The sequence below is a fragment of the Arthrobacter sp. 2762 genome (assembly GCF_040548745.1).
In the GTDB taxonomy this organism is placed as follows: Bacteria; Actinomycetota; Actinomycetes; order Actinomycetales; family Micrococcaceae; genus Arthrobacter.
This window is the reverse complement of sequence record NZ_JBEPSI010000011.1, coordinates 46,983-68,787: the sequence shown is the minus strand read 5'-3', so window position 1 is coordinate 68,787 and position 21,805 is coordinate 46,983. Positions and strand designations below refer to the sequence as shown.

At 63.0% G+C, this 21,805-nt stretch carries 19 protein-coding genes and 2 riboswitches; of the genes, 10 read left to right on the top strand and 9 right to left on the bottom strand.

Annotated features, from left to right (window positions below; translation table 11 throughout):
• Positions 1 to 23: 23 nt before the first annotated feature.
• Positions 24 to 701, bottom strand: coding sequence for an NUDIX hydrolase (locus tag ABIE18_RS18905; RefSeq protein WP_499724130.1), 678 nt, complete (start codon positions 699 to 701; stop codon positions 24 to 26).
• Positions 702 to 902: 201 nt separating this feature from the next.
• A riboswitch (TPP riboswitch) is annotated at positions 903 to 1,039 on the top strand.
• 78 nt (positions 1,040 to 1,117) lie between these two features.
• Here ABIE18_RS18905 and ABIE18_RS18900 point away from each other — a divergent pair.
• Genes ABIE18_RS18900 through ABIE18_RS18890 form a run of 3 tightly spaced genes read left to right on the top strand, consistent with a single transcriptional unit; the run spans position 1,118 to position 4,127 of the window.
• The gene (locus ABIE18_RS18900) at positions 1,118 to 1,738 is read left to right on the top strand and encodes an ECF transporter S component (protein ID WP_477514022.1); all 621 of its coding nucleotides are present in this window, start codon (positions 1,118 to 1,120) and stop codon (positions 1,736 to 1,738) included.
• Positions 1,738 to 3,336: an ABC transporter ATP-binding protein gene (locus ABIE18_RS18895; protein ID WP_499724129.1), complete on the top strand. Its 1,599-nt coding sequence runs from the start codon at positions 1,738 to 1,740 to the stop codon at positions 3,334 to 3,336. Before ABIE18_RS18900 ends, ABIE18_RS18895 begins: the two co-directional genes overlap by 1 nt.
• Positions 3,333 to 4,127: an energy-coupling factor transporter transmembrane component T family protein gene (locus ABIE18_RS18890; RefSeq protein ID WP_499724128.1), complete on the top strand. Its 795-nt coding sequence runs from the start codon at positions 3,333 to 3,335 to the stop codon at positions 4,125 to 4,127. The genes ABIE18_RS18895 and ABIE18_RS18890 overlap by 4 nt, the downstream gene beginning before the upstream one ends.
• Here the strand turns inward: ABIE18_RS18890 and ABIE18_RS18885 are convergent.
• Complete coding sequence (locus ABIE18_RS18885; protein WP_499724127.1) at positions 4,124 to 4,717, bottom strand: GNAT family N-acetyltransferase; 594 nt, start codon at positions 4,715 to 4,717, stop codon at positions 4,124 to 4,126. The two genes, ABIE18_RS18890 and ABIE18_RS18885, sit on opposite strands and share 4 nt — an antisense overlap.
• A gap of 46 nt (positions 4,718 to 4,763) precedes the next feature.
• Complete coding sequence (locus ABIE18_RS18880) at positions 4,764 to 6,896, bottom strand: penicillin acylase family protein (protein WP_499724126.1); 2,133 nt, start codon at positions 6,894 to 6,896, stop codon at positions 4,764 to 4,766.
• Between the two features lie 282 nt (positions 6,897 to 7,178).
• Between ABIE18_RS18880 and ABIE18_RS18875 the strand changes: the two genes are divergently transcribed.
• Entirely contained in the window at positions 7,179 to 8,702 is a 1,524-nt protein-coding gene (locus ABIE18_RS18875; protein WP_477514019.1) for a UDP-N-acetylglucosamine 1-carboxyvinyltransferase, read from the top strand.
• Between the two features lie 126 nt (positions 8,703 to 8,828).
• Entirely contained in the window at positions 8,829 to 10,028 is a 1,200-nt protein-coding gene (locus ABIE18_RS18870; RefSeq protein ID WP_499724179.1) for a glutamate--cysteine ligase 2, read from the top strand.
• Here the strand turns inward: ABIE18_RS18870 and ABIE18_RS18865 are convergent.
• The 4 genes from ABIE18_RS18865 to ABIE18_RS18850 are packed head-to-tail and all read right to left on the bottom strand — an operon-like array spanning position 10,025 to position 12,514.
• Positions 10,025 to 10,621 carry a hypothetical protein gene (locus ABIE18_RS18865; RefSeq protein WP_499724125.1) on the bottom strand — a complete coding sequence of 199 codons (597 nt, stop codon included), beginning with the start codon at positions 10,619 to 10,621 and terminating at the stop codon, positions 10,025 to 10,027. The two genes, ABIE18_RS18870 and ABIE18_RS18865, sit on opposite strands and share 4 nt — an antisense overlap.
• 10 nt (positions 10,622 to 10,631) lie before the next feature.
• Positions 10,632 to 11,840: an O-succinylhomoserine sulfhydrylase gene (locus ABIE18_RS18860; protein WP_431116873.1), complete on the bottom strand. Its 1,209-nt coding sequence runs from the start codon at positions 11,838 to 11,840 to the stop codon at positions 10,632 to 10,634.
• Positions 11,841 to 12,251 (bottom strand): rhodanese-like domain-containing protein, encoded by a 411-nt coding sequence (locus ABIE18_RS18855; RefSeq protein ID WP_442003393.1) that lies wholly within the window; start codon positions 12,249 to 12,251, stop codon positions 11,841 to 11,843.
• The gene (locus tag ABIE18_RS18850; RefSeq protein WP_216926788.1) at positions 12,248 to 12,514 is read right to left on the bottom strand and encodes a DUF1737 domain-containing protein; all 267 of its coding nucleotides are present in this window, start codon (positions 12,512 to 12,514) and stop codon (positions 12,248 to 12,250) included. The genes ABIE18_RS18855 and ABIE18_RS18850 overlap by 4 nt, the downstream gene beginning before the upstream one ends.
• Before the next feature lie 14 nt (positions 12,515 to 12,528).
• Positions 12,529 to 12,640: riboswitch (SAM riboswitch) on the bottom strand.
• Between the two features lie 166 nt (positions 12,641 to 12,806).
• Here ABIE18_RS18850 and ABIE18_RS18845 point away from each other — a divergent pair.
• From ABIE18_RS18845 to ABIE18_RS18830, 4 genes are all read left to right on the top strand, one after another.
• Positions 12,807 to 14,135: an NtaA/DmoA family FMN-dependent monooxygenase gene (locus ABIE18_RS18845; RefSeq protein WP_499724124.1), complete on the top strand. Its 1,329-nt coding sequence runs from the start codon at positions 12,807 to 12,809 to the stop codon at positions 14,133 to 14,135.
• Positions 14,135 to 15,763: an aromatic amino acid ammonia-lyase gene (locus ABIE18_RS18840; RefSeq protein WP_499724123.1), complete on the top strand. Its 1,629-nt coding sequence runs from the start codon at positions 14,135 to 14,137 to the stop codon at positions 15,761 to 15,763. Before ABIE18_RS18845 ends, ABIE18_RS18840 begins: the two co-directional genes overlap by 1 nt.
• Positions 15,760 to 16,812 (top strand): PLP-dependent cysteine synthase family protein, encoded by a 1,053-nt coding sequence (locus ABIE18_RS18835; protein ID WP_499724122.1) that lies wholly within the window; start codon positions 15,760 to 15,762, stop codon positions 16,810 to 16,812. Before ABIE18_RS18840 ends, ABIE18_RS18835 begins: the two co-directional genes overlap by 4 nt.
• 168 nt (positions 16,813 to 16,980) lie before the next feature.
• Positions 16,981 to 17,469, top strand: coding sequence for a carboxymuconolactone decarboxylase family protein (locus ABIE18_RS18830; protein WP_499724121.1), 489 nt, complete (start codon positions 16,981 to 16,983; stop codon positions 17,467 to 17,469).
• Between the two features lie 117 nt (positions 17,470 to 17,586).
• On the opposite strand, the gene ABIE18_RS18825 is transcribed toward ABIE18_RS18830, so the two are convergent.
• Complete coding sequence (locus ABIE18_RS18825; protein WP_499724120.1) at positions 17,587 to 19,041, bottom strand: amino acid permease; 1,455 nt, start codon at positions 19,039 to 19,041, stop codon at positions 17,587 to 17,589.
• A gap of 251 nt (positions 19,042 to 19,292) precedes the next feature.
• Positions 19,293 to 20,234, bottom strand: coding sequence for an aminodeoxychorismate lyase (locus ABIE18_RS18820; protein WP_499724119.1), 942 nt, complete (start codon positions 20,232 to 20,234; stop codon positions 19,293 to 19,295).
• An 84-nt stretch (positions 20,235 to 20,318) separates the two neighbouring features.
• Between ABIE18_RS18820 and cls the strand changes: the two genes are divergently transcribed.
• Positions 20,319 to 21,791: a cardiolipin synthase gene (gene cls, locus ABIE18_RS18815; protein ID WP_499724118.1), complete on the top strand. Its 1,473-nt coding sequence runs from the start codon at positions 20,319 to 20,321 to the stop codon at positions 21,789 to 21,791.
• Positions 21,792 to 21,805: the final 14 nt, after the last annotated feature.

Below are 21,805 nucleotides of genomic sequence, written 5' to 3'. Positions count from 1 at the left end.
CCTCACATCCAGGTGGCTTGGGACTAGCGGCGGTTTTCCCGTTCTTTGAGGAAAACTGCCATGGAGCCGCGTGGTGCAAGGACAGGGACAACATTGTGATCGGCTTCCCAGACGGCATCTACTGTTCCGAGACCGGCAATTTCCTTGAGCAGGTAATACGTGGGTGGCATCAGCTGTAATTTACCGGCCGCCTCGGCCGCCAGGATCCCGTCCACCGGCATCCAGAGTGATTGCCACGCTTCTGTGGTTTGGTGCTGGGGTGCTGCTTCCGGATCCGGCTTGGCAACATAGAAGTACGTGTCGAAGCGCTTGGGCATGTCCGTCGGCGTGACCCAGTTGGCCCAGGGGCGAAGGTCTGAGGCATCAAGGCGAAGTCCGGCCTCCTCCCAAACCTCCCGCAGGGCAGCGGTGAGCACCATGCCTGACTTTGCCGGGGCCTGTTGAGGATCGACGGCGATGGAACTCAGATGCCAGTCTGCAGCGTGCTGTTCCAGCAGCTCAGCCGGGTAATCCCATCCGTCCTGGTCTGCGGCATCAACCCGGCCTCCCGGAAAGACCACCATGCCGGCGGCGAAGTCCATGGTGGCAACCCTGTGCTGCACGAAGGCTTCGAGCCCGCCCGGGGTGTCGCGGAGCAGGATGACGCTCGCGGCAAGGCGGGGTTGGGGAACGGGGATGTCCGTAGTGGGAAGGTCCGTCATGAAATACCCCTTTGCCGCGTCGATTCTGCTGGATCATTGTCTCAGGTCTGGTTGTGGGGCCTGGTGTGCGTGCTAAGACGAGAGAATGGGGCGCCAAGCGCCCCCGCAACGCAGGAAAAGGGGAGCCAACCGCTTTGTGACCAACCCCAGCGCGCACGAACACCCACAGGTGTAAACTGAACCACGCCCATAAGGGCAGATTAATAACGACAGGGGAGCGCCGCCGTCGGACCTTGCAGAGATGCAGGAGACGCGAGGGCGCTGAGAGTGCGGACAGCCGCAGACCCTCGAACCTGATCCGGTTAGTACCGGCGCAAGGGAGTCGAGCTTCTCAGAGTGTCCGGATCCGGGCGGCGCAGGCCGACCGGGGGTTTCCGGGGAGCACTTTCCCCTCCTGTACCTCAGGAGGCAGAAAAATGACCACGGCAAGCGTGAAGAAGACCAGTTATAACTGGCGTGTTGTAGACATCGTGGTGGCAGCTTTGATTGCCATCGCCGGCGGCGTGATCTTCTGGGCCTGGTCCCAGGGCGCCGCAATCGTATCCATCCCCATGAACGCCACGTATCCGCCGCTCACCGGTTTGATTGCCGGTGGCTGGATGATCCCCGCCGTCCTGGGCATGCTCATCATCCGCAAGCCGGGCGCAGCCCTGTTCTGCGAAGCCGTCGCCGCCACCGGTGAACTCATCATGGGTTCCCAGTACGGCACAACCGTCCTCATCTCCGGCATCCTCCAAGGACTGGGCGCGGAACTCGTCTTCGCTGCGTTCCGGTACAAGAAATTCAACCTTTCCACTGCACTCCTCGCAGGCGCGGGCTCCGGCCTCTTCTGCGGTCTCAACGATTCCTTCCTGCCTTGGGGCTGGAACATCGCCTACGAAGCAATCGACAAGCTGGCCTACATCGCCTTCACCACGCTCTCCGGTGCGATCATCGCCGGCGCGCTGTCCTGGGTTGCCACCCGCGGGCTGGCCAAGACCGGCGTCCTCAGCTCCTTCGCGTCGCGCAAGGCTGCTTCGGAGCCCGTCTTCAACTAATGCCTGCCACGCAAAGCAGCGGCCAGGTGCGGCCTGCCGCCATCACCGCCCAAGGGTGGGGATGGCGGCATGCCGGGCGTTCCACACCCGCCATACAGGACCTCGACCTCCGGATCGGGCCCGGCGAGCGTGTGCTCTTGCTGGGTCCATCGGGCGCAGGGAAGTCGACACTGCTCCATGCCCTCGCCGGTGTGCTGGGTGACGAGGAAGACGATTCGGACGAGACCGGCTCGCTGTTGATCGACGGCCTCGCTCCCCGCGAACAGCGCGGCCGTGCAGGTCTGATGCAGCAGGATCCGGAAACCCAGGTGGTGCTCTCACGGGTGGGTGACGACGTCGCGTTTGGCGCCGAAAACCTTGCCGTTCCCCGGGATGAAATTTGGGCCCGCGTCCATGAAGCGCTCGACGACGTTGGGTTGCGCACCGCTGCAGGCGGCGGTTTGGCACTGGATCACCCAACGGCGGCACTCTCCGGCGGGCAGAAGCAGCGCCTCGTGTTGGCTGGCATCCTGGCGATGCGGCCCGGGCTGATCCTTCTTGACGAACCTACGGCCAACCTCGATCCGGTGGGCGTGCTTGAGGTTCGAGACGCCGTTCAGCGCTGCCTGGACAAGACCGGTGCCACTTTGGTTGTCGTGGAACACCGTGTGTCCGTGTGGAAGGACCTGGTGGACAGGATCGTGGTCCTCCAGCCACCCTCGGCTGGGGGCGGTGTGCTCCTGGACGGCCCCCCGGATCAGGTGCTCACAGAGGCCCGCACCATGCTGATGGCAGCGGGAGTGTGGGTGCCGGGGTACGTTCCGGTTACTCGCGCCCGCAGGAGCACAAGTCAGGAAATGGGCGGCCATGAATCCACCGCCCAACTCCTCCTGGTGGCACAGGATCTGGCTGTCTCCCGTGAGAAGTCGCGCCGTCGCCGCTTCAAAACCATCCCACCCGTCCCCGTGCAATCGGGTATCAGTGCACAAGTACGGGCTGGCCAGGCACTCACCATCACGGGTCCGAACGGTGCCGGCAAATCTACTTTTGCGCTCACGTTGGCCGGCCTTCTGGCGCCCGTGGACGGCAAGGTGAGTGCCGCCGTCGAGCTTTCCGAGGGAGCTGGAATCGACCCGTTCAAGTGGAAGGCGGATCAGCTGATTTCGCGCATTGGCACCGTGTTCCAGGAACCGGAGCACCAGTTCGTGACGGGCAAGGTCCTGGACGAGCTGATGTTCGGGCCGAAGCATCTGGGACACGGTGAAGAACGCGTGGATGAATTGGTGGAGCGTTTGCGGCTCACGCATTTGGTGGACGCGAACCCTTACACATTGTCCGGTGGCGAGAAGCGCAGGTTGTCCGTGGCCACGGTCCTGGCGGCCCACCCTAAGGTGCTGGTGCTTGACGAGCCCACGTTCGGCCAGGACGCCAACACCTGGGCAGAGTTGGCATCGTTCCTCTCGGAACTGCTGGACGCCGGAACGGCCGTTGTGTCCGTGACGCACGACGAAGAATTCAGTGCGGTCCTTGGCGGCACGGAGCTCCGGCTGGATCCGGCGACGCCGCAAGTTCCGGACCCGCACAGCGAAGCAGCCCGCCAGGAAGCCGGTGCCGCATGAGGGACGCCCTGAACCTGCGCGGCAACCACGCCCTCCTCACGCGGGCCAACCCCTTGGTTAAGTTCGTATCCGTGTTCCTCATTTCACTGGTGCTTGCGTTGTCTATCGACTGGGTATCCGCTTCAACGGCGCTCGTCGCCGAGCTGGCCCTGTTCCCGCTGGCTGGCCTCACGCTGGGGCTTCTATGGCAGCGGGCCTGGCCGCTCATCATCGCTGCAGCGATTGGTGGCTGGAGCACCGCAATCGTGGCGGCTGACAGCGGGGCCGTACTGCTCGACGTCGGACTCTGGTCCATCAGCGAAGGTTCCCTTCAGCTGGGGCTGGGATTCATGCTGCGCGGCCTGGCGATAGCCCTGCCGGCAATCCTCTTGATGACCTGCACAGATCCAACCGACCTGGCTGATGCGCTGGCACAGAAGGCAAGGCTGCCACACCGCTTTGTCCTTGGATCGCTGGCCGCGATGCGCCTGGTGGGATTGATGGCTGAGGAATGGCAGACCATCGGCATGGCCAGGCGCGCCCGCGGGGTGGGTTCGCAGGGCAGCCCGCTGCAACGGCTGAAGGCAACGCTTGGACAGAGCTTCGGACTGCTGGTCCAGGCAGTCCGGCGGGCTTCCCGGTTGGCCATCACCATGGAGGCACGTGGTTTCGGCGGCGGGCAGAGAACGTGGGCCCGTGAATCCACCTACTCCCTCCTGGACGTCTGGGTGCTCCTGGGCGGCCTCGTCATCGCTGCCGCTGCGGTACTGACGGCCGGCGGCGCTGGAACGTGGAGTTTCGTCTGGCGTTAACTCTTCTGTTGGATCTTCTCGAACCTTGCCCGGGTGATGAACCCCAACTGGGCTTCCTTTTCAGCCAGCTGGATGATGGGGCCAAGCTCGAAGCACGTGGTCTCGAGGCGGCGAAGTGCCTTGGCGTTGCGGGCGTCCGGCTCAACAATGATCCGGTCCTTGCCGGGCAGGGAAAACATGTATCGGATGAGGGACGTGACGAGCCGTGGTGTGAAGTTCGGAATCGGACGCGTGGCAGGGGCCAGCAGCAAATGCATCCCGATGTCCTCCTCCCGCGCCGGGTAAGCCTCGCCGACGGGATCGTGCAGCGGTTCGTAGGTCTGGAAGAGCGCGAGCGGCTCGGCGTCGACCACCACCAAGAAGGCGTGGTGCGTGTCCAAGGAGTCAAGGAACTCGTAGATCTCCAGAACGTCCTCGCGCGAATGGTCCAGCATGCCCCAGAACCTGGCACGAGGTTGGCTGACCCAACCATGAATGAGATCAAGATCTTCGGCGGGAACCAAAGGGACGGTCCGCAGTACGCCCCATCCGTCGAGCTCTTCGGTGTAGTTCGTGGTCCGGACAGCGAAGTCCTGGGTGCTGGTGGTCATGATTTCCTTTGGGCTGGGCTGGGCTGGTGGGCTTGGTTCGTGAGTCTTAGGGGGCGTCGTGACTGAGCTGGCTCCAGTCCGTTACCACAGGGATCATCTCCCCTGAGGCCCAGAGCGGCAGTTGGTCGGTAAAGTGTGGGTGCTCCGGCCCTCCAGCAGCGCCGAACGGCACAATCCAACGGCTGTTGCTCCGATCGGACAGGTCCCAGACATAGCGGGCCACGGGTCCGCGGAAGCTGTGGTCGTCCACGCCCGGAAGACTCTCTGTGCAGAGCACGCAGCCTGTATCGCCGCTTAGCTCTACGGTTGGGGTCGAAGCGGAAAGGTCGCCTGGGAGGACATGAATTGCCAGGAGCTTATGCCGATCGCCCCATACGGCACCGTCCAGCAGGGAATCTTCGAGCGCTGCATCCTCGAGTGCGGCCGCGGCCTCCACAGCCATATCGATACCAAGCTGCGAGGCTCGAACCACCAGCGTTTCAAGGGCGAAACCTATGCGTGAAGCGACGGACAGCCAAGGTCCGAAGAGAGGGGAGTACCCGGTAGGTCCAGCCAATGCCGCCAGCGCGAAATGACGTGCGATCCGCTGAACCAGCGCGCCCCGCCATGACGCGAAAACGGCTGCACTGTGGCTGTCCGCTGCCATCCTGCCGTTCCATTCCAAGAGGAGCGATTGCAGTCCCTTGGCCTCGGTAGATAGATCGGCAGGGTCGAGGTTGCCCAGCACGTCACGGAACAGGGGCCAAGGCCCGAGCAGGCTATCCATATGGATGGATTGCATGTGGTTTACGCTCAACCCGCCAGGCGCCTCCTCCAACAGCTCGCGAATCCGAAGGGCCCTATGGGCGGGGGCGAACTCCATCGCTACGGCATCGCCGCCGCCTGCAGCACGATCGTTCGCGCTGACTGCAAACCGTTGGACCTCTGAGCGCGGCAGGACAACGTAATCGCCCTCCCAGGCATGACGTGCCGACAACGCCGGAGCAGGCAACCGGCGGTTGGCCGGATTTCGTCGGGGAACCAATCCAGCGACGAAGTGCCGTACCGCACCTGCAGCATCAGCAGTCACGACGCTGTTGACCGGCTCCACCCACGAATCGAAAGCTGCTTCGACGTCGCCCACACTCCCGCTTCGCAGTAGCGGCAGAAGGGCTTCGAAACCGAGCCGCCCGTCAACCTGCGCGGGGAAACGCAAACTCAAGGCCCCGCCGTCGGGCGTTTCTGAGATCACTGGACCGCGGGCGGTCTCGATGATCTCCACTGTTTCGGTGCCTACAGAGTCGCCATGACGGATATGGATGGTTTCGGTACCCACGACGGCGGGTTCCCAGCCTTGCGGGCCGCGCGCCTCGATGCGCTCGCCGCCCGACTCCGGGATGGGGACCCGGCGCAACTGCTCTTCGAAGAGATCCTGATAGTCGGCCATGGCGTTGGTAACGGCCCAGGCGGTCTTTCCGGTGTGGCCAAAATGGGGCAGCCCGGGAACGCCAGGGAACGCGAAGCCGAGCGCGTCGAACTCCGGGCATGCGAGCCGCACCTGCTGGTACACCCCGGGGAGTTCCATGAGGCGGTGTGGGTCCCCTGCGATCAGAGGGAGCCCGCTCGCGGTCATTGAGCCGTGAACCGCCCACGCGTTGCTGCCGGACCAGACCGGGGCCTCGATGCTGAACAAGCTGATGGCATCGTGGCCCAGCGTCCTGGCCACGTGGGCGCGGAAAAGCTTGTTGGGGAAGGTGGAGAACAGAATGTGATGCACCAGGAACACCCCCAGCGGCGTCCAAGGGTTCCACGGTTCGGGTGTGCTGCCGGAACCGTCAAATTCGGGCCCGCCGCGCAAATTGGTGACCAGCGCCTGGTTAACGCCTGCGACATACTGGCCAACCCATTGTTGGGTTGCGGGATCCAGCCCCTCGAAACAACGGCGGGCAGTCTCGTTCAGCCGGCTCTGCCGGGCGAAACGGTCCCACACCACCACATCGGGACCCAACACTTCAGCCATACGGCCCTCCGAGCGCCAGCGCTCCAGCTCAATCTGCCATGATCGATCCGTTGCGGCGTTCATGCCTTGCAGGAAGGCAAGTTCGTCCGCGGACTCGGCCCACAGATGAGGGATTCCCCACTGATCGCGGTAAACGCCGGAGCCGTTCGCCGGGGCGGGGTTTTGCGTCGGGGGCGTCATACTCTCAGACCGCTTTCCAGCTTAGGTTAGGCTTACTTAAGTTCAAGATAGGTTGCTTTGGCCCGGTTCTCAAATCGTGGCTGTTCATGAAGGAGCACGGCCGAAAATCAGTCCCGGCAGGACCTGGAGGTCTCGCTTGACGTGCGGACGCGGGAGGCTGACATTTCTGATCGGCTCGATTTTTGAAGGTCAGATATCGCACTATGCGGGTACCCTGTGATGTTTACCGCCGAATCGGCAATTTGTTCAGCAGTTCTAACTCACTTGTGATATTTCTTGAGTATGACGCAACCTACCGCCGAACATGTAGGCCTCCTGCTCCGCAACGCGCGAAGCGAAAAGGGCTGGACGCAGGGGCAGTTGGCTTCTGAGCTGGGAACCAGCCAGAGCGCTATCGCCCGAATGGAGCAGGGCAAACAGAATCTCAGCCTCAGAATGATCGAACGTCTGGAGGCCATCTTCGGCCGTTCCATCGTCAAGGTGGGCAAGCCACAGATGACGCACCTTCGGGTGGAAGGCGGTCACACGCTGTCCGGCGAAGTGGATGTCAACAGCAGCAAGAATGCAGGCGTGGCCCTGCTGTGTGCAAGCCTGATCAACCGGGGCACCACCACGCTGCGTCGCTTGGCCCGCATTGAGGAAGTCAACCGGATCGTTGAGGTGCTGACGTCCATCGGCGTCGAATGCACCTGGCTCAACGGCAGCGACCTCCGGATCCGCAGGCCCGAAGTCCTTGACCTTGAATCGATGGACGTGGAGGCGGCTCGCCGCACACGCAGCGTCATCATGCTGCTCGGCCCGCTCCTGGACGAGACTGCCGAATACCTGCTTCCCTACGCTGGTGGCTGCGACTTGGGCACGCGCACCGTTGAGCCCCACATGCAGGCATTGCGCCAGTTCGGGCTCACGGTGGGGGCAAAGTCCGGCTTCTACTCCGTGGTGGCACCCCCTGCCGATGGGCACGATCGTTCCTTCGTCCTCTCCGAACGTGGCGACACCGTCACCGAGAATGCCATTATGGCTGCCGCACACCGCGAGGGCACCACGGTGATCCGCAACGCGAGCCCCAACTACATGGTCCAGGATCTTTGCTTCTACCTGCAGGGCTTGGGTGTGACCATCGAGGGCGTCGGTACCACGACCTTGAAAATCACGGGCCGGTCAGCCATAGACGTGGAGATCGAATACTTCCCGTCCGAGGATCCAATCGAAGCCATGAGCCTGATCACCGCAGGTATCGTGACGAACTCCGAGGTCACCATCCGCCGGGTTCCCATCGAATTCATGGAAATCGAGCTGGCCACCCTGGAACAGATGGGCCAGAAGCTGGAAATCTCAGGCGAATACATGGCCCGCAACGGCAGGACGCGCTTGGTGGATGTCACCACCAAGCCCTCCGAGCTCCACGCGCCACAGGACAAGATCCACCCCATGCCGTTCCCGGGGCTCAACATCGACAACCTGCCCTTCTTCGCCGTGATCGCGGGCAACGCCGAGGGCCAGACCATGATCCACGACTGGGTCTACGAGAACCGCGCCATCTACCTGACGGAGCTCAACAAGCTGGGCGCCCAAGTGCAACTCCTGGACCCGCACCGGATCTACGTCAACGGACCCACCAAGTGGCGCGCTGCGGAGATCGGCTGCCCGCCTGCCCTGCGTCCGGCAGCGTGCCTGCTCCTGGCGATGTTGGCTGCCCGTGGAACCTCGGAGCTTCGCAACATCTACGTGATCGAACGCGGCTACGAAGACCTGGCCGAGCGTCTGAACACCATTGGCGCCAAGGTGGAGTACTTCCAGGACTAGGCACGCTTTTCTGCTGGATCATCCCGACTGCCACATGGCGTGGAGCCCGGGTTTAGGGGCCGCCACGTCGGCAATGCAGGGATGATCCAGCAGAATTTCTCCGGCCGCATGAAGCAGAATGGTGCCATGCGGACTTTCGGGGTGGAGGAAGAGCTACTCATCGTCGATCCTGTGACGGGAGAGCCCTTGGCCCTCGCGGATGCGCTGCTCGCAGGACCGGAAGCGGCGGCTGAAACAGGGATGGGGCTCAGCCACGAACTGAAGCTGGAACAGATCGAAACCCAGACCCGTCCGTGCCATACCTACACCGAGCTCCTCCAGCAGATCCGGCGTGGACGGGCGATGGCCAATGACGCCGCCAGGAAGCACAACGCCCGGGTGGCCGCGATTGCCACCTCGCCCCTGGCCAAGAACACCCACACCACCCCGGATCCCCGCTTCGCCGTGATGCTTGAGCGCTTCGGGTTGACGGCCCACGAGCAACTGACCTGCGGTTTCCACGTGCACACCGCCGTGGAGTCACCTGAAGAGGGCGTGGTGGTCCTCGATCACATCCGCGACAAACTTGCTGTTTTGACGGCCATCAGCGCCAATTCCCCATACTGGCGTGGGCTGCCCACGGGTTTCGAAAGCTACCGGATCCAGGCATGGAACCGGTGGCCCACGTCCGGGCCCTCTGCCGTGTTTGGCTCGCTGACTGCCTACCGGCGCATGGTCCAGCGCCTCCTGGACACGGGGGTTCTCCTTGACGAGGGCATGATCTACTTCGACGCCCGCATCTCCCGCAACCATCCCACCGTGGAAGTCAGGGTGGCTGACGTCTGCCTCCGTTCGGAGGACGCAGCCTTGATTGCAGTGCTTGTGAGGGCACTGGTTGAGACCGCTTCCCTGGAAATGCTCGACGGCGTTGAGCCCGCCTTGGTGCCGACGGCCCTGCTCCGGATGGCGAGTTGGCAAGCGAGCAATTCGGGACTTCGCGGAGAACTCCTGGACTTTGGCGACTTCCGTCCCCAACCGGCAGCGGACGTGGTCTGGGCTTTGGTGGATTACCTGAGTCCTGTCCTGGACGACCAAGGTGAATTGGAGCTCGTGAAGGCCGGAATCTCGGACATTCTTGAGCGCGGGAACGGAGCACGGGAGCAACGCGAAGCGGCAGAACGTTTCAACAACCGGCAACGTGACGCACAAAATCCGCCGGGAAGCCCGCCCAGCAATGAGGCCTTGGGGGCGGTGGTTGGGCATGCGGTGAAGGCGACGATTCGTGGCGCTGCCGCAGACTCGCACAAGGATCCGGCGCCCGTCCTGACCAGGGTCCGCAGGCCCTAGGGTTCTGCGGAGTCGGTCTCTTCCCACGTCATCAGGTACGCCCCCGCTAAGCCTTCGACAATGTAGAACGCGAAAGGCGGGATGTCCTTCTTGGCCACAAGTATGGCGCCGTAGATGGGGGCGCTGGCTGCGGCCGTGACCCCGATCCATCGTTTGGCGGGCGATGCCAGGAGGCTTCCGCCCAGCGCCGCCAAGGCAAGGACGTGGAGCCCGGAGTAGGCGAGGAATGGTGCATTGGATCCCCGGCCGTAGGCAAAGCGTTCCAGGTCCGAGGCCCGGCGGGACAAACTGGACACAAAGAGCGGGGCCCCTGCTAGCAAAGCGGCCGCGGCTGCAACAGCCCACCGCTTCGCCTGTCCGCGCGGAAGACGACGGGCAAAGGCTGCGAATCCGACCGGCACCGCGACGGTTCCAGCAGCAGCGAGGTGCTGCCCAATCACCCAGCCACGCTGGCCGGCCTCGAGCATACGAAGACGTTCGGCGGCATCGGGGGTGATGTAAACGCGCGATACCGGCGAGATCCCTGCAAACCACACCGCCGTGCCCGCAACGATGACCGTTCCGGCACGGCGATAAGGATGATTCCCGCTCATGGCAGCAAGGCTAGACCTGTTTGAGGGCCTTCTCCAGATCCAGGATGAGATCGTCCACATCTTCCAGGCCCACGGACAAACGGACCACGCCGTCGCTCAGCCCGATGGCCGCGCGACCTTCGGGCCCCATGGCCCGGTGGGTGGTGGTGGCCGGATGGGTGATGAGGGACTTGGAGTCGCCCAGGTTGTTGGAGATATCGATGACGCGCAGGCCGTCCAGCAACGCGAACGCGGCGTCCTTGGCCGAACGCCCCGAAGAGGGCAGCAACTCGAACGTCAGCACGGTGCCGCCGGCCTTCATTTGCTTGGCTGCGAGCTCGTACTGCGGGTGCGATTTCAGCAAGGGGTACTTGACCCAGCTGATGGCGGGTTGCTGCTCAAGCCATTCTGCGATTTTCAAAGCGGAGGCTGAACTGTGGTTCACGCGCAAGCCAATGGTCTCCAGGCCTTTGGTCAACACCCAGGCGTTGAACGCGGAGAGCGACGGTCCGGTGTGCCGCATCAGCTGCTTGACCGGGCCATCGATGAATTCCTTGGTGCCCATGATCGCCCCGCCAAGGACACGTCCCTGGCCATCGATGTGCTTGGTGCCGGAGTACACGATGACGTCCGCGCCCAAGTCACCGCAACGCTGCAGCAGGGGAGTGGCAAAGACGTTGTCGACGACGACGGTCGCTCCCGCAGCATGCGCCAGCTCGCTGACGGCGGCGATGTCCACGATTTCCTGCATGGGGTTGGACGGCGACTCGAAGAACACGGCGGTGGTCGGTTCGGAGAGGGCAGCACGCCACTGGTCGAGGTCGGGACCGTCGACAAACACGGTCTCGACGCCCCAACGTGGCAGGATCTCGTTGAGGATCACGAAGCACGAGCCGAACAGGGAACGGGCGGCCACCACGCGATCACCGGCAGCCAGGAGGGCACCCAAAGCGGTGAACACCGCGGACATGCCGGACGCCGTCGCAAAGCACGCTTCGGTTCCTTCGAGCAACCGCAACCGCTCCTGGAACGTGGCTACGGACGGGTTGCCGTAGCGGGAGTAAACGAAGCGTTCGTCCTCGCCGGTGAAGGCACGTTCGGCGGCGGCAGCGGATTCGTAGACGAAGCCGGAGTTCAGGAAGACGGGTTCGGACGTCTCCTGGAAGTTGGTACGGTCAAGGCCACCGCGTACTGCCTGGGTGTCAGGGCTCCAGCTGGCGGCATCGGGATTGAAAGTCACTTAGTCGTTCCCCAGGTTGGTTGGCAGGCCGCGGTTCTTCCAGCCGTTGATGGTGCGCTCGCCGTAGCGGTCCGGGTCACCTTCGAAGCCCTCGAGCACGTTGTAGGCGGTGAACCCGGCCTGCGTCGCGGCGATGGCGGCAGAGATGGAGCGCTGGCCTGAGCGGCAGATGAAAACGAGTTCCACGCCCTCGCCCTCGGGTGCCTGCTGCTGCAGGTCCTCAAGGAAGCGGGAGTTGGGAATGCCACCGGCGAGGTTCCACTGAATGAACAGGGGATCATTCTCTGTGGCTTTGGTGTCCGGAATGCCGATGTGTGCCCACTCGGCCTCGGTGCGGACGTCTACCAGGATGGCGCCTTCTTCAAGCTTGGCCCACGCGTCCTGCGGGGTCAGGTCACCTGCGTAACTCATGCGTGTCCCTCGAATGCTTCTTCGTCGTCGTCGTTCTCCAACTGGTCAACAGCATTCGCGACGGCGGCGTCTGCGTTGGCGATGGCAGCGGGCAGGACGACCGCCTGCGCCACGATGACATCCGTGCCATTGAACGTGGCTGCCGGGCTGCCGTGGAGCACGTAGCCGTCGGCGAGGGCCGTGGTGATCCGCTCGCAGAATTCACGGGTATCCGGCCCTGTAATCAGGCGGTAGGAGAGTTTTTCTTCAGTGGGTTCAGGCATTGGCTGGTGCTCCTCAGTCACGCTTGCAGTTCGAAGTGTCGATACGCCGAGTAGTCACCTGAGGCACCCCGCCGGAGAGAGGGTTGCCGACCAGCAAGTCAGGGCTTGGCGCTGGTGCTCATTACTCAAGAAAAACGTAACATCCCGCGGCGGCGGCCCGCACTTGCAAGCGGTTACGCGGTCGTCATGTTGCGTAACCGGCCGGCGCTGGGGTAGCAGCCCAAATGTGACGCCCCGGGAGCATAATTGACGCAGTACGACCCCCTGTAACTTCGCAAGAAATCAGGTCGCGGTGAACGGACAAGGCAGCTCTACACTCAAGCCCATGCTGCATTTTGGATGGTTCGTGGGGCACGGTTTTGGTGTCCAGGGGTGGGGAACTCCCGGTTACAGCCTGGGCTACGACTGGAAGAAACCTGCCCTGTATCAAGACGCCGTCCGCGCGTTTGAGCAATCCGGCCTTGACCTCTTCATCATCGAGGACTCCCTTACTGTTCCTGATACTTATGGCGGCACCGCCGAGGTTTCGCTGGCACACGCCTCCTTTGCGCCCAAGCATGATCCTTTGGCGCTGGTCCCGTACCTTCTGTCCGCCACCAAGCACCTTGGGATTGTGCCGACTGTCAGCGCTTCGTTCTATCCGCCCTTCACAGCCGCACGGCTCCTGGCCACGCTGCAGCACTTCTCCGAGGGCCAGCTCGGCTGGAACGTTGTCACCTCCGGCAGTGACCTGGCGGCACAGAATTACGGGTTGGACCAGCAGATTGAACACGACCTTCGGTATGAGAAGGCGGAGGAATTCGTCGACGTCGTCCGGCAGCTTTGGCGCAGCTGGGAACCCGGCGCTGTGCTTGAGGACGTTGAAGCCGGCGTGTTCGCCGACCACACCAAAGTGCACCCCATCAGCCATCAGGGTGACTTCTTCAAGGTCCGCGGTCCGCTGAACACCGCACCTCTGCCGGAGGAGCCCGTACTGGTGCAGGCCGGTGCTTCTCCTCGGGGCAAAGCGTTCGCGGGTGGGCATGCAGATGTGGCGATCGCCTTGGCGCGTGGCGTTGACGGCATGAAGGCCTACCGGGATTCCATCCGTGCCGAGGCTGCCAAGGCTGGCAGGAACCCCGACGACGTCAAGGTACTTTTCGTGCTCAAGCCCACCGTGGTTGGTTCATCAGCCGAGGCCGAGGAGTTGCGTGCGCAGCGCCGGGAGCTTACCCAGCGTGATATCGACAGCCAGCTCAACTCGATCTCCTACCTGTCCGTGATCGACTTCAAGCAGTTCGACCTCGATGCGCCGTTGCCTGAATTGAGCACCAACAGCAACCAAGGCACGTTGGAGCACTTCGCCAAGGCAGCCCCTCCGGGGTCTACCCTGCGCCAGATCCTGCAGGCACGCAGCGGTGGTGCCGGCGATTCGATCATCGGCACGGTTGGTGAAATCGCGGACTACCTCGAGGAGACCGGCGAGGCTGTGGGTGGCGACGGCTTCCTCTTCTCTGGCTTCGTGGACCCCGTCACCGTGCACGGAGTGCTGGACAAGCTCACTCCCGAACTGCGACGCCGTGGCCTGTTGAGGAAGAGTTACGGCGACGGCGGCTTCCGCCAGAATCTTCTGGACTTCTGATGTCCTCCGAGCCCATTTCCTCCGAGCCCGGAACCCTGCTGATCGGCACATCGCCGGTGGACCCTGAAAGCGTGGCGCAGGCTGCCTTGGATCCGGCGTTTCACGTGAAACTCAACCACGATGCGTTGTCTTTGATCGGCCGCTCACGCGAAGTGCTGGAGCGTGCGTCGACCTCAGGGCAGAAAATCTACGGCCTCAACACCCTCCTCGGGTCCGGACGCGATACGGCTGTGGAGGAGAGGTCGGTTCTCGCCTATCAAATCCAGGTAGTCAGATACCACAACAGTGGTGTGGGCGACCATCTGGACCGGCCCTCCGCTCGCGCCGTGATGCTCGCCCGGCTCATCGGATTCAGCCGCGGCGGCTCCGGTGTACGCCCGGAGACCGCCCAGTTCTATGCGGAACTACTAAACCGTGGAGTTCTTCCCGCCATTCCCCGCGAAGGCTCAGTCGGCTCATCGGACCTCACCCAGCTCGCCGCCGTCGCCGCCGTCGTCATCGGTGAAGGTGAAGCGATCGATGCGAACGGCACCTTGGTACCCGGGGCGAAAGCGCTCGCCGACGCAGGTCTTCAGCCGTTGCGACCAGCGCCCGGTGAGGCCCTGGCCCTGGTCAGCGCCAACGCTTACTCGGTAGGCGCCGGCACCCTCGCCTTGGTGCGCCTGCAACAGCTGGCGGAACTCGCCGACGTCGCGCTTTCCCTCTCGCTTGAGGCCATTGCAAGGTACGACGGCGGTGGAAACCTCAGCCCGTTTTCGCCGGCTATCCAAGCGGGCAAGGCGGTGGACGGGCAGAAGGTCTCGGCGGCCGCGGTACGTTACCTGTTGCGCGGCGGGTGGTTGGAGGACGTTCGCCCCGAAGTATCGGTGCAGGATGCTTTGTCATTCCGTTCTGCGCCCCAGACGCACGGCGCTTTTCGCTCCTTGGTTTCACAGCTCCGCGCTGCTCTGACGGTGGAGCTGAACGGACGTGGCGACAACCCGTTGGTTGATATCGAAACCGGGCACATGGTGTCCGGCGGGAACTTTCAACCGATGCAGCTGGCTCTTTCCTTTGAGGGCCTGCGGCTTGCCCTGGCCCACGTGGGGATTTCCAGCGAGCGACGCATCGCCAAGCTGTATCCGCCACAACGGGTGATCCGGGCCAGGCATTTGGAGGCTGCCGCCAGGCACCTGGAGGCTTCATCGTCGAATGCGGTTTCTGAATCCGGACCGGCCGCAGGCCTTGCGCAGGAGGAGTTGCCCGGGCTGCTCTGGTACTCAGCAGCGGGACTGCTGTCCGAACTGAAGTTCCTGGCAGCGCCGGCGACGCTCGGGGCACCCACCCTCTCGGCCGACGTCGAGGACCACTCCACCTTGGCGCCGTTGGCGTTGCAGCAACTCGAAAGGTCATTGGAGGCCTTGGAGAAATTGCTTGCTATTGAGGCTCTGACGGCGTCGTATCTGCTGCTCGAAGCGGGAGCCGCGCAGCCTCTTGGGAAGGGGACTGGCGCCGTCGCGGGCCGGCTGGCTGATGTGCTGGCGGATCGGCCGTCGGCAGCGGACCTGGTGGAGCGCGCGCGACGTGATTTGCGTGATGTGGTGGCGCAGGAATTGCCGCCTATGGCTCAAAGGGAGGGGACCACGTGAGTACCGCAATCCGCAAACAAGGCGCACACTCGGCGGCAGGGCTGCCGGACGGCCTGGATGCTTCCGTCCTGGACAAAGTTGGCAACACTCCGCTGGTGAAATTGGAGGCCTTGGGCCGTGGATTGCGCAGCACCATCCACATCAAGCTTGAGTCCGAGAACCCCGGCGGATCCATCAAGGACCGTACTGCGCTGAGCATGGTCCGGGCGGCCGAGCAATCAGGAGAGTTACAGCCGGGCGCAACCATTGTGGAGAGCACTTCCGGCAATACCGGGATCGGGCTGGCGCTCATCGGGCGGCTGACGGGGCATCCCGTGGTGGTGGTTACCGGCGACACCATCTCCCAGGAGAAACTTGCCGCGCTCCACAGCTACGGTGCCCGCGTGGTCCTGACGGACTGGAGCGCGCCCTCGGAATCCCCGGAGAACGCCCGCGCTGTGGCAGCGCGGATCACGGCCGAGACGCCTGGTGCTTGGCGGCCCATGCAATTCGACAACCCTGCCAATCCCGCGGCGCACTACCAAACCACCGGGCCGGAGATCTGGGAGCAGACCAACGGCCTGGTGACGCATTTCGTGGCTGGAATCGGAACCGGCGGGACCATCAGCGGCAATGGCAGGTTCCTGAAGGAGAAGGTTGCGGCATCGCGGCCAGGCGGGCACCTGGAAGTTGTGGGCGCCGACCCCTACGGCTCCGCCTACAGTGGTGGACACCCCGGCGAGATCCTGGTGGACGGTGTTGGTAACTCCTGGCCCCAGGCTGAATGGCCCAAGGCCTTTGACCGCTCCATTGTTGACCGCTTCCTGCGCATCCCCAACGACGAGGTCTACTCCACCGTGCATCGGCTCCTCGACGAAGAAGGGCTTGCGCTGGGTCCGTCATCCGGGCTCGCTGTGGCCGCTGCTCTGCGTGTGGCGCGGGCCGCACCCCACGGTTCGGTGGTGGTGGCCATAGCGCCCGACGCCGGAACGAACTACCTGAGCAAGGCCTTCAATCCCGTGTGGCTGGCAGAGAACGGAATCCACCTGGCCCGCGACGCCACCGAATAGGTTCCTCTCTCACTTCCAACGGCTTTCGGACGGATGTTCTCTCACGTCCAACGGCTTTCGGACGGATGTTCCTTCACTTGACGCCCCGCTGCGGGACGGCGGGGCAGCTCAGCGGGAGCATGTCTCTGTGCAGCCAGCACCCCGTGCCTGTTGCGCTAGGCTCCAAGCATGCCTGAACAGGAAACAAAAGCACGTCTCGCCGGCTATCTGGATAAGCAGCAGCCCGAGCTCTACGCAACACTGAGCCACTATGCCCAGCAGGTGATTGGGGAAGCCGACCGCACAGGTGTCCCGCGGCGGACCATCGAACTTCTGAACTACCTTGCGTCGCAGATCAACGGCTGCGCATTCTGCCTGGACCTGCACCATCGCCGGGCCTTGGGGTACGGCGAAACGGAACAGCGTCTGTCCTTGGTAGCTGTCTACAAGGAAGTGACGTTGTTTGAGCCGGCTGAGCGGGCGGCCATGGAAATCACTGAGCAGATCACCCGGATGAGCACGTCAAGGCCCAGCCCCGAACTCTTCGAGCGGGCCCGTGAACACTACAACGACGAGCAAATCAGTGTCCTCTGCATGGCAGCCATTGGGATCAACGCGTTCAACCGGCTGTCGATCCTGAGCGAGCACCCTGTGCGTGTGGTCAAGCCCAAGTCCTGAATTTGGCAGACCTTGTGGCGTCCTGACTTGCTTTCAAACAGCATCAGCCCCTGGGCAACCCGAAAAGGTTGCCGAGGGGCTGATCTGCAGGCAAAGAAGGTCAGGAAGCTACGGCGGTTAGACGCCGACAGCCTTCTTGAGCGACCGGCGTCGTCCGTACTTGAAGTAGAAGAACGCGTAGCATGCCCCCACGAACGGAACGCCGAAGAGCAGTGCCGCCACCTGGTTGGGGTCGAAGGCTATGCCGATCAAAGACACAACGCACAGCGCGAACGCCAGGATCGGAACCAGCGGGAAGAGCGGTGCCTTGTACGGGAGCGTGCTGAGATCGCCGCCGTTCTTGACAAACGTGCGCCTGTACACGAAGTGCGAGGCCACAATGGACATCCACACGCCCACGGTCGCAAAGCCGGCAATCGAGACAAGCACCAGGTACACGGTTGCCGGCGCAACAATGCTGCTGATCAGGGACGCCAGGCCGCCGAGCATGCTGACGCACAGGGCCATCATCGGGATCCCACGCTTGGTCAGCTTCCTGAACGCCTTGGGTGCGTGTCCTTCATCGGCCAGCGAGAAGAGCATGCGGGCGCAGGAGTAGAGTCCGCAGTTTCCAGCAGACAACAGGGCAGTGATGATCACGAAGTTCATGATGTCCCCAGCGAACGGAATGCCGAGCATGGAGAAGACGGTGACGAACGGGCTTTCGTCCACGCTGACCTTCTCGTAGGGGATGGTCGCCGCGATAACGGTAATCGCGCCGACAAAGAAGATCATGAGACGGATGACCGTGGTCCGCATGGCCTTGGGGATGTTGGCGCCGGGATTGGATGTTTCGCCGGCGGCCACACCGATCAGTTCGGAGCCTGAGAAGGCGTAGAACACTGCCAGGCAGGTGACGAAGACGCCCGTGAAGCCGTTGGGGAACAGCCCCTCGGGTGTGCTGAAGTTGCTGGTGAGCGACGGGTATTCGCCTGCGGCGAGCGGGTGGAAGCCCATCAAAGCGGCGCCGCCCAGGATAATCAGGCCGACGACGGCGGCAACCTTGATGAGCGCGAACCAGAACTCTGATTCACCGAAGACGCGCGATGAGATGGCATTCAGGGTGAACAGGACGGTGGCGAATATGAAGCACCAGATCCAGACGTCGACGCCGGGGAACCAGCGTTGCATGAGCAGGCCGGCGGCAGTGAATTCCGAACCCAGCGCCACGGCCCAGCAAAGCCAGTAGAGCCAGGCTGTGGCGAAGCCGGTGGCAGGTCCGATGGTTCTGGCGGCATAGATGTGGAAGGCACCTGAAACGGGGAACGCAACGGCGAGTTCCCCGAGGCATGCCATCACCAGGTAGACCACCACGGCTCCGATAAGGAACGCGAGAACGGCGCCCAAGGGGCCCGCGGTGGCAATGGTGTAACCCGAGCTGACGAACAGGCCTGAGCCGATGACGCCACCCATGGCAATCATCACCAGGTGCCGGGCCTCCATGGACCGGCGAAGTCCTGTCTGTGAGGCGCCAGTCTCCGACTGCGCCTCGGGTGCCGATGCCTCGGCTGTTGTGGGGGAGCTGTGTCCCATATTCCCTCCGGGAAGTTAGCCAGCAAAGTCTGAAATGGTGTCGGGAGGACGTGATCCAACTAACACGAGAACAAGATTCATCACATGACGGACACCCATTTCAAGGAGGATAAGGAACGCGATTGAACCCCTGTGAAGCTCAATGCTGAGGCCAAGAATTCCTTATCAATGAGTCATGCGAGCAATTACTCTACTTGTCATCTGCTAAGTTCCAAGCGGAGCAGAGTAGGCCTCAGTCTGGCCGGCCGGAATTATTCGATTCCGGCAAACAACTCATTCAGTTCCTCCGTGAGCTGCTTCCGGACAGCGGGAGTACCGATCTCGTGGCCGTTAATGTGGTTCACCGGCGCGATCAAGCGGATGCTCGAAATGAGCCAAACGGCGTCCGCGTCGAACAGGTCCTGCGGCACCAGCGGCCCGTAGCCGAGCTCCCACCCTGCAGCCTTCGCGGCGGCGAACAGCGCACCCTGCGATGTGCCGGGAAGGATCCCGCTATCGTGCTGCGGCGTGATGAGTCGTCGAACCGTCCTGACGGAACCGTCGCCGTCGTCCACTGTTTCCAGATGGGCGAGCAACACAGTGGACGTCGGCCCCTCAAGAACACGGCCATCTGTTGAGGTGAAGATGGCGTCATCGGCACCCTGCTTGTGCGCGTAGCGCAGCGCCGCCATGTTCACGGCATAAGACAGCGTCTTGGCTCCCAACAGCAGCCAAGGCGCGCGCTCGCCGGCCTCAGTATCAAAGCCGCGGTCCAGAAGTACGACGTCGATACCCGTCTCGCGCTGCCGGCGGCTTCCCGCGGGTGAAGGCGAAGCCTGTACCCAGCATGTGGGGCTCGCCGCACCTTCAATGCCACGGGTCACGATCAGCTTGACGACGACTTCGTCCTCTTCGGGCGTCGGCGCCGGGTAGACGGTGCGGAATTCGGTGATCGCCGTGTCAATCGCCCTTCGCCAGACGTCCTGCTCCGGGATCGCCAAGTCCAAAGCCGCTGCGGAAGTGCCTAACCGGTTCAGGTGTGCCTGCACTTTGCGCGCCCTGCCCTGGACGGCCAGAAGGGACTCGAACACGCCGTCGCCACGGGTAGCGCCGAGGTCAGTGGCCATGAGCTGGGGCTGGCTTGAATCGGCAATGCGGCCGTTTTCGAAGGCTGGGTCCAGGAAAACGAGGACCGTGGGGGCAGGAGAAGTCATGTTCCCAGCTTAGTGCGGCCCTCCAAAGGGGCGGGGCGGATAGGCTGTGGTCACCGTTAGTTCTTGGACCGTGGGGGTTGTGGAGTGCTTTTTCCTTTTCCGATTGGCTTGGAGTGGACCTGGCTTCTAGGTGCTTGGGCCATTGCGGAAGTCATCATGCGCATCGTGCTGCTGGGGATCATCCCCGGCAACCGTCGCCCCACAACAGCCATGGCCTGGCTTCTGGCTGTTTTCCTCGTCCCGACCGTTGGATTCGTGCTCTTCCTGCTTTTTGGCAATTTCCGCTTGTCCAAGCGGCGGCGTGAACAGCAGGAACAAGTTAATCATCGCGTTCGCGCCGTCACCTCTGACCTGTCCGATCCCGTGAGCACCTATTCCGGCCCGGAGTGGGTGAAGTCAGCGGGTGAGCTGAACCACCGCCTTGGCTCGCTGCCCATGGTGGACGGCAACAAGGTGGAGCTCATTCCTGGTTACAAGGAGTCCATCAAAGCGATGGCCGAGGCGGTCCGGGGCGCCACGGAGTATGTCAACGCGGAGTTCTACATCATGAGCAGCGACTCCGTGACGGACGAGTTACTCACCGAACTCGAGAAGGCTGCCGAGCGCGGAGTCACCGTCAGGTTGCTCTTCGACCACATCGGAACGCTGCGCATCAAGGGCTACCGCCGCCTGGTCCGCCGGCTTAAGGCAGGCCAGATTCAGTGGAAGCGAATGTTGCCGCTGTTGCCTATCCACGGCCAATGGCGCCGCCCGGATCTCAGGAACCACCGCAAGATCCTGGTCATCGACGGGACACTGGCGTTCACGGGCTCGCAGAACCTGATCGAGCCGTCCTACAACAACCCGAAGCATCGCCGTGCGGGCCGTCAATGGGTTGAGCTCATGGCCCGGCTCGAGGGTCCCATCGTGGCCACCCTGAACGTAGTTTTCGCCACGGACTGGCTCAGCGAAACCGACGAGTCACTCGAAAGCCAGCTTCGCCTGCCCTCCCAACCGTCCCCGGGGCACGTCACCGCCCAGGTGGTCCCGAGTGGTCCGGGGTTCGCCACGGAGAACAACCTGCGCTTGTTCAATACGCTGATCTACTCGGCGCAGCACAGGATCTCCATTTGCAGCCCCTACTTCGTGCCTGACGACTCCCTGCTCTATGCCATCACCACGGCGGCCCAGCGGGGCGTTGATGTGGAACTCTTCGTCTCCGAAAAGGGTGATCAATTCCTCGTCCACCACGCCCAACGCTCGTATTACGAAGCGCTCCTCGGAGCAGGCGTCCGCATCTACCTGTACCGCGCGCCGTATGTACTCCACGCCAAGCACTTCACGATCGACGACGAGGTTGCGGTTCTTGGTTCCAGCAACATGGACATGCGCTCCTTCTCCCTGAACATGGAGGTCTCGGTGATGCTCCTGGGCGCCGAAACCGTGAACCTCATGCGGGCCGTGGAGTCCACGTATCGCGAGGTATCCCGTGAGCTTACGTTGGACGACTGGATGGACAGACCCCCCTTGGCCAAGTATGTGGATAACGTCGCGAGATTGACCGCGACGCTCCAGTAATTTGAGTAACACGG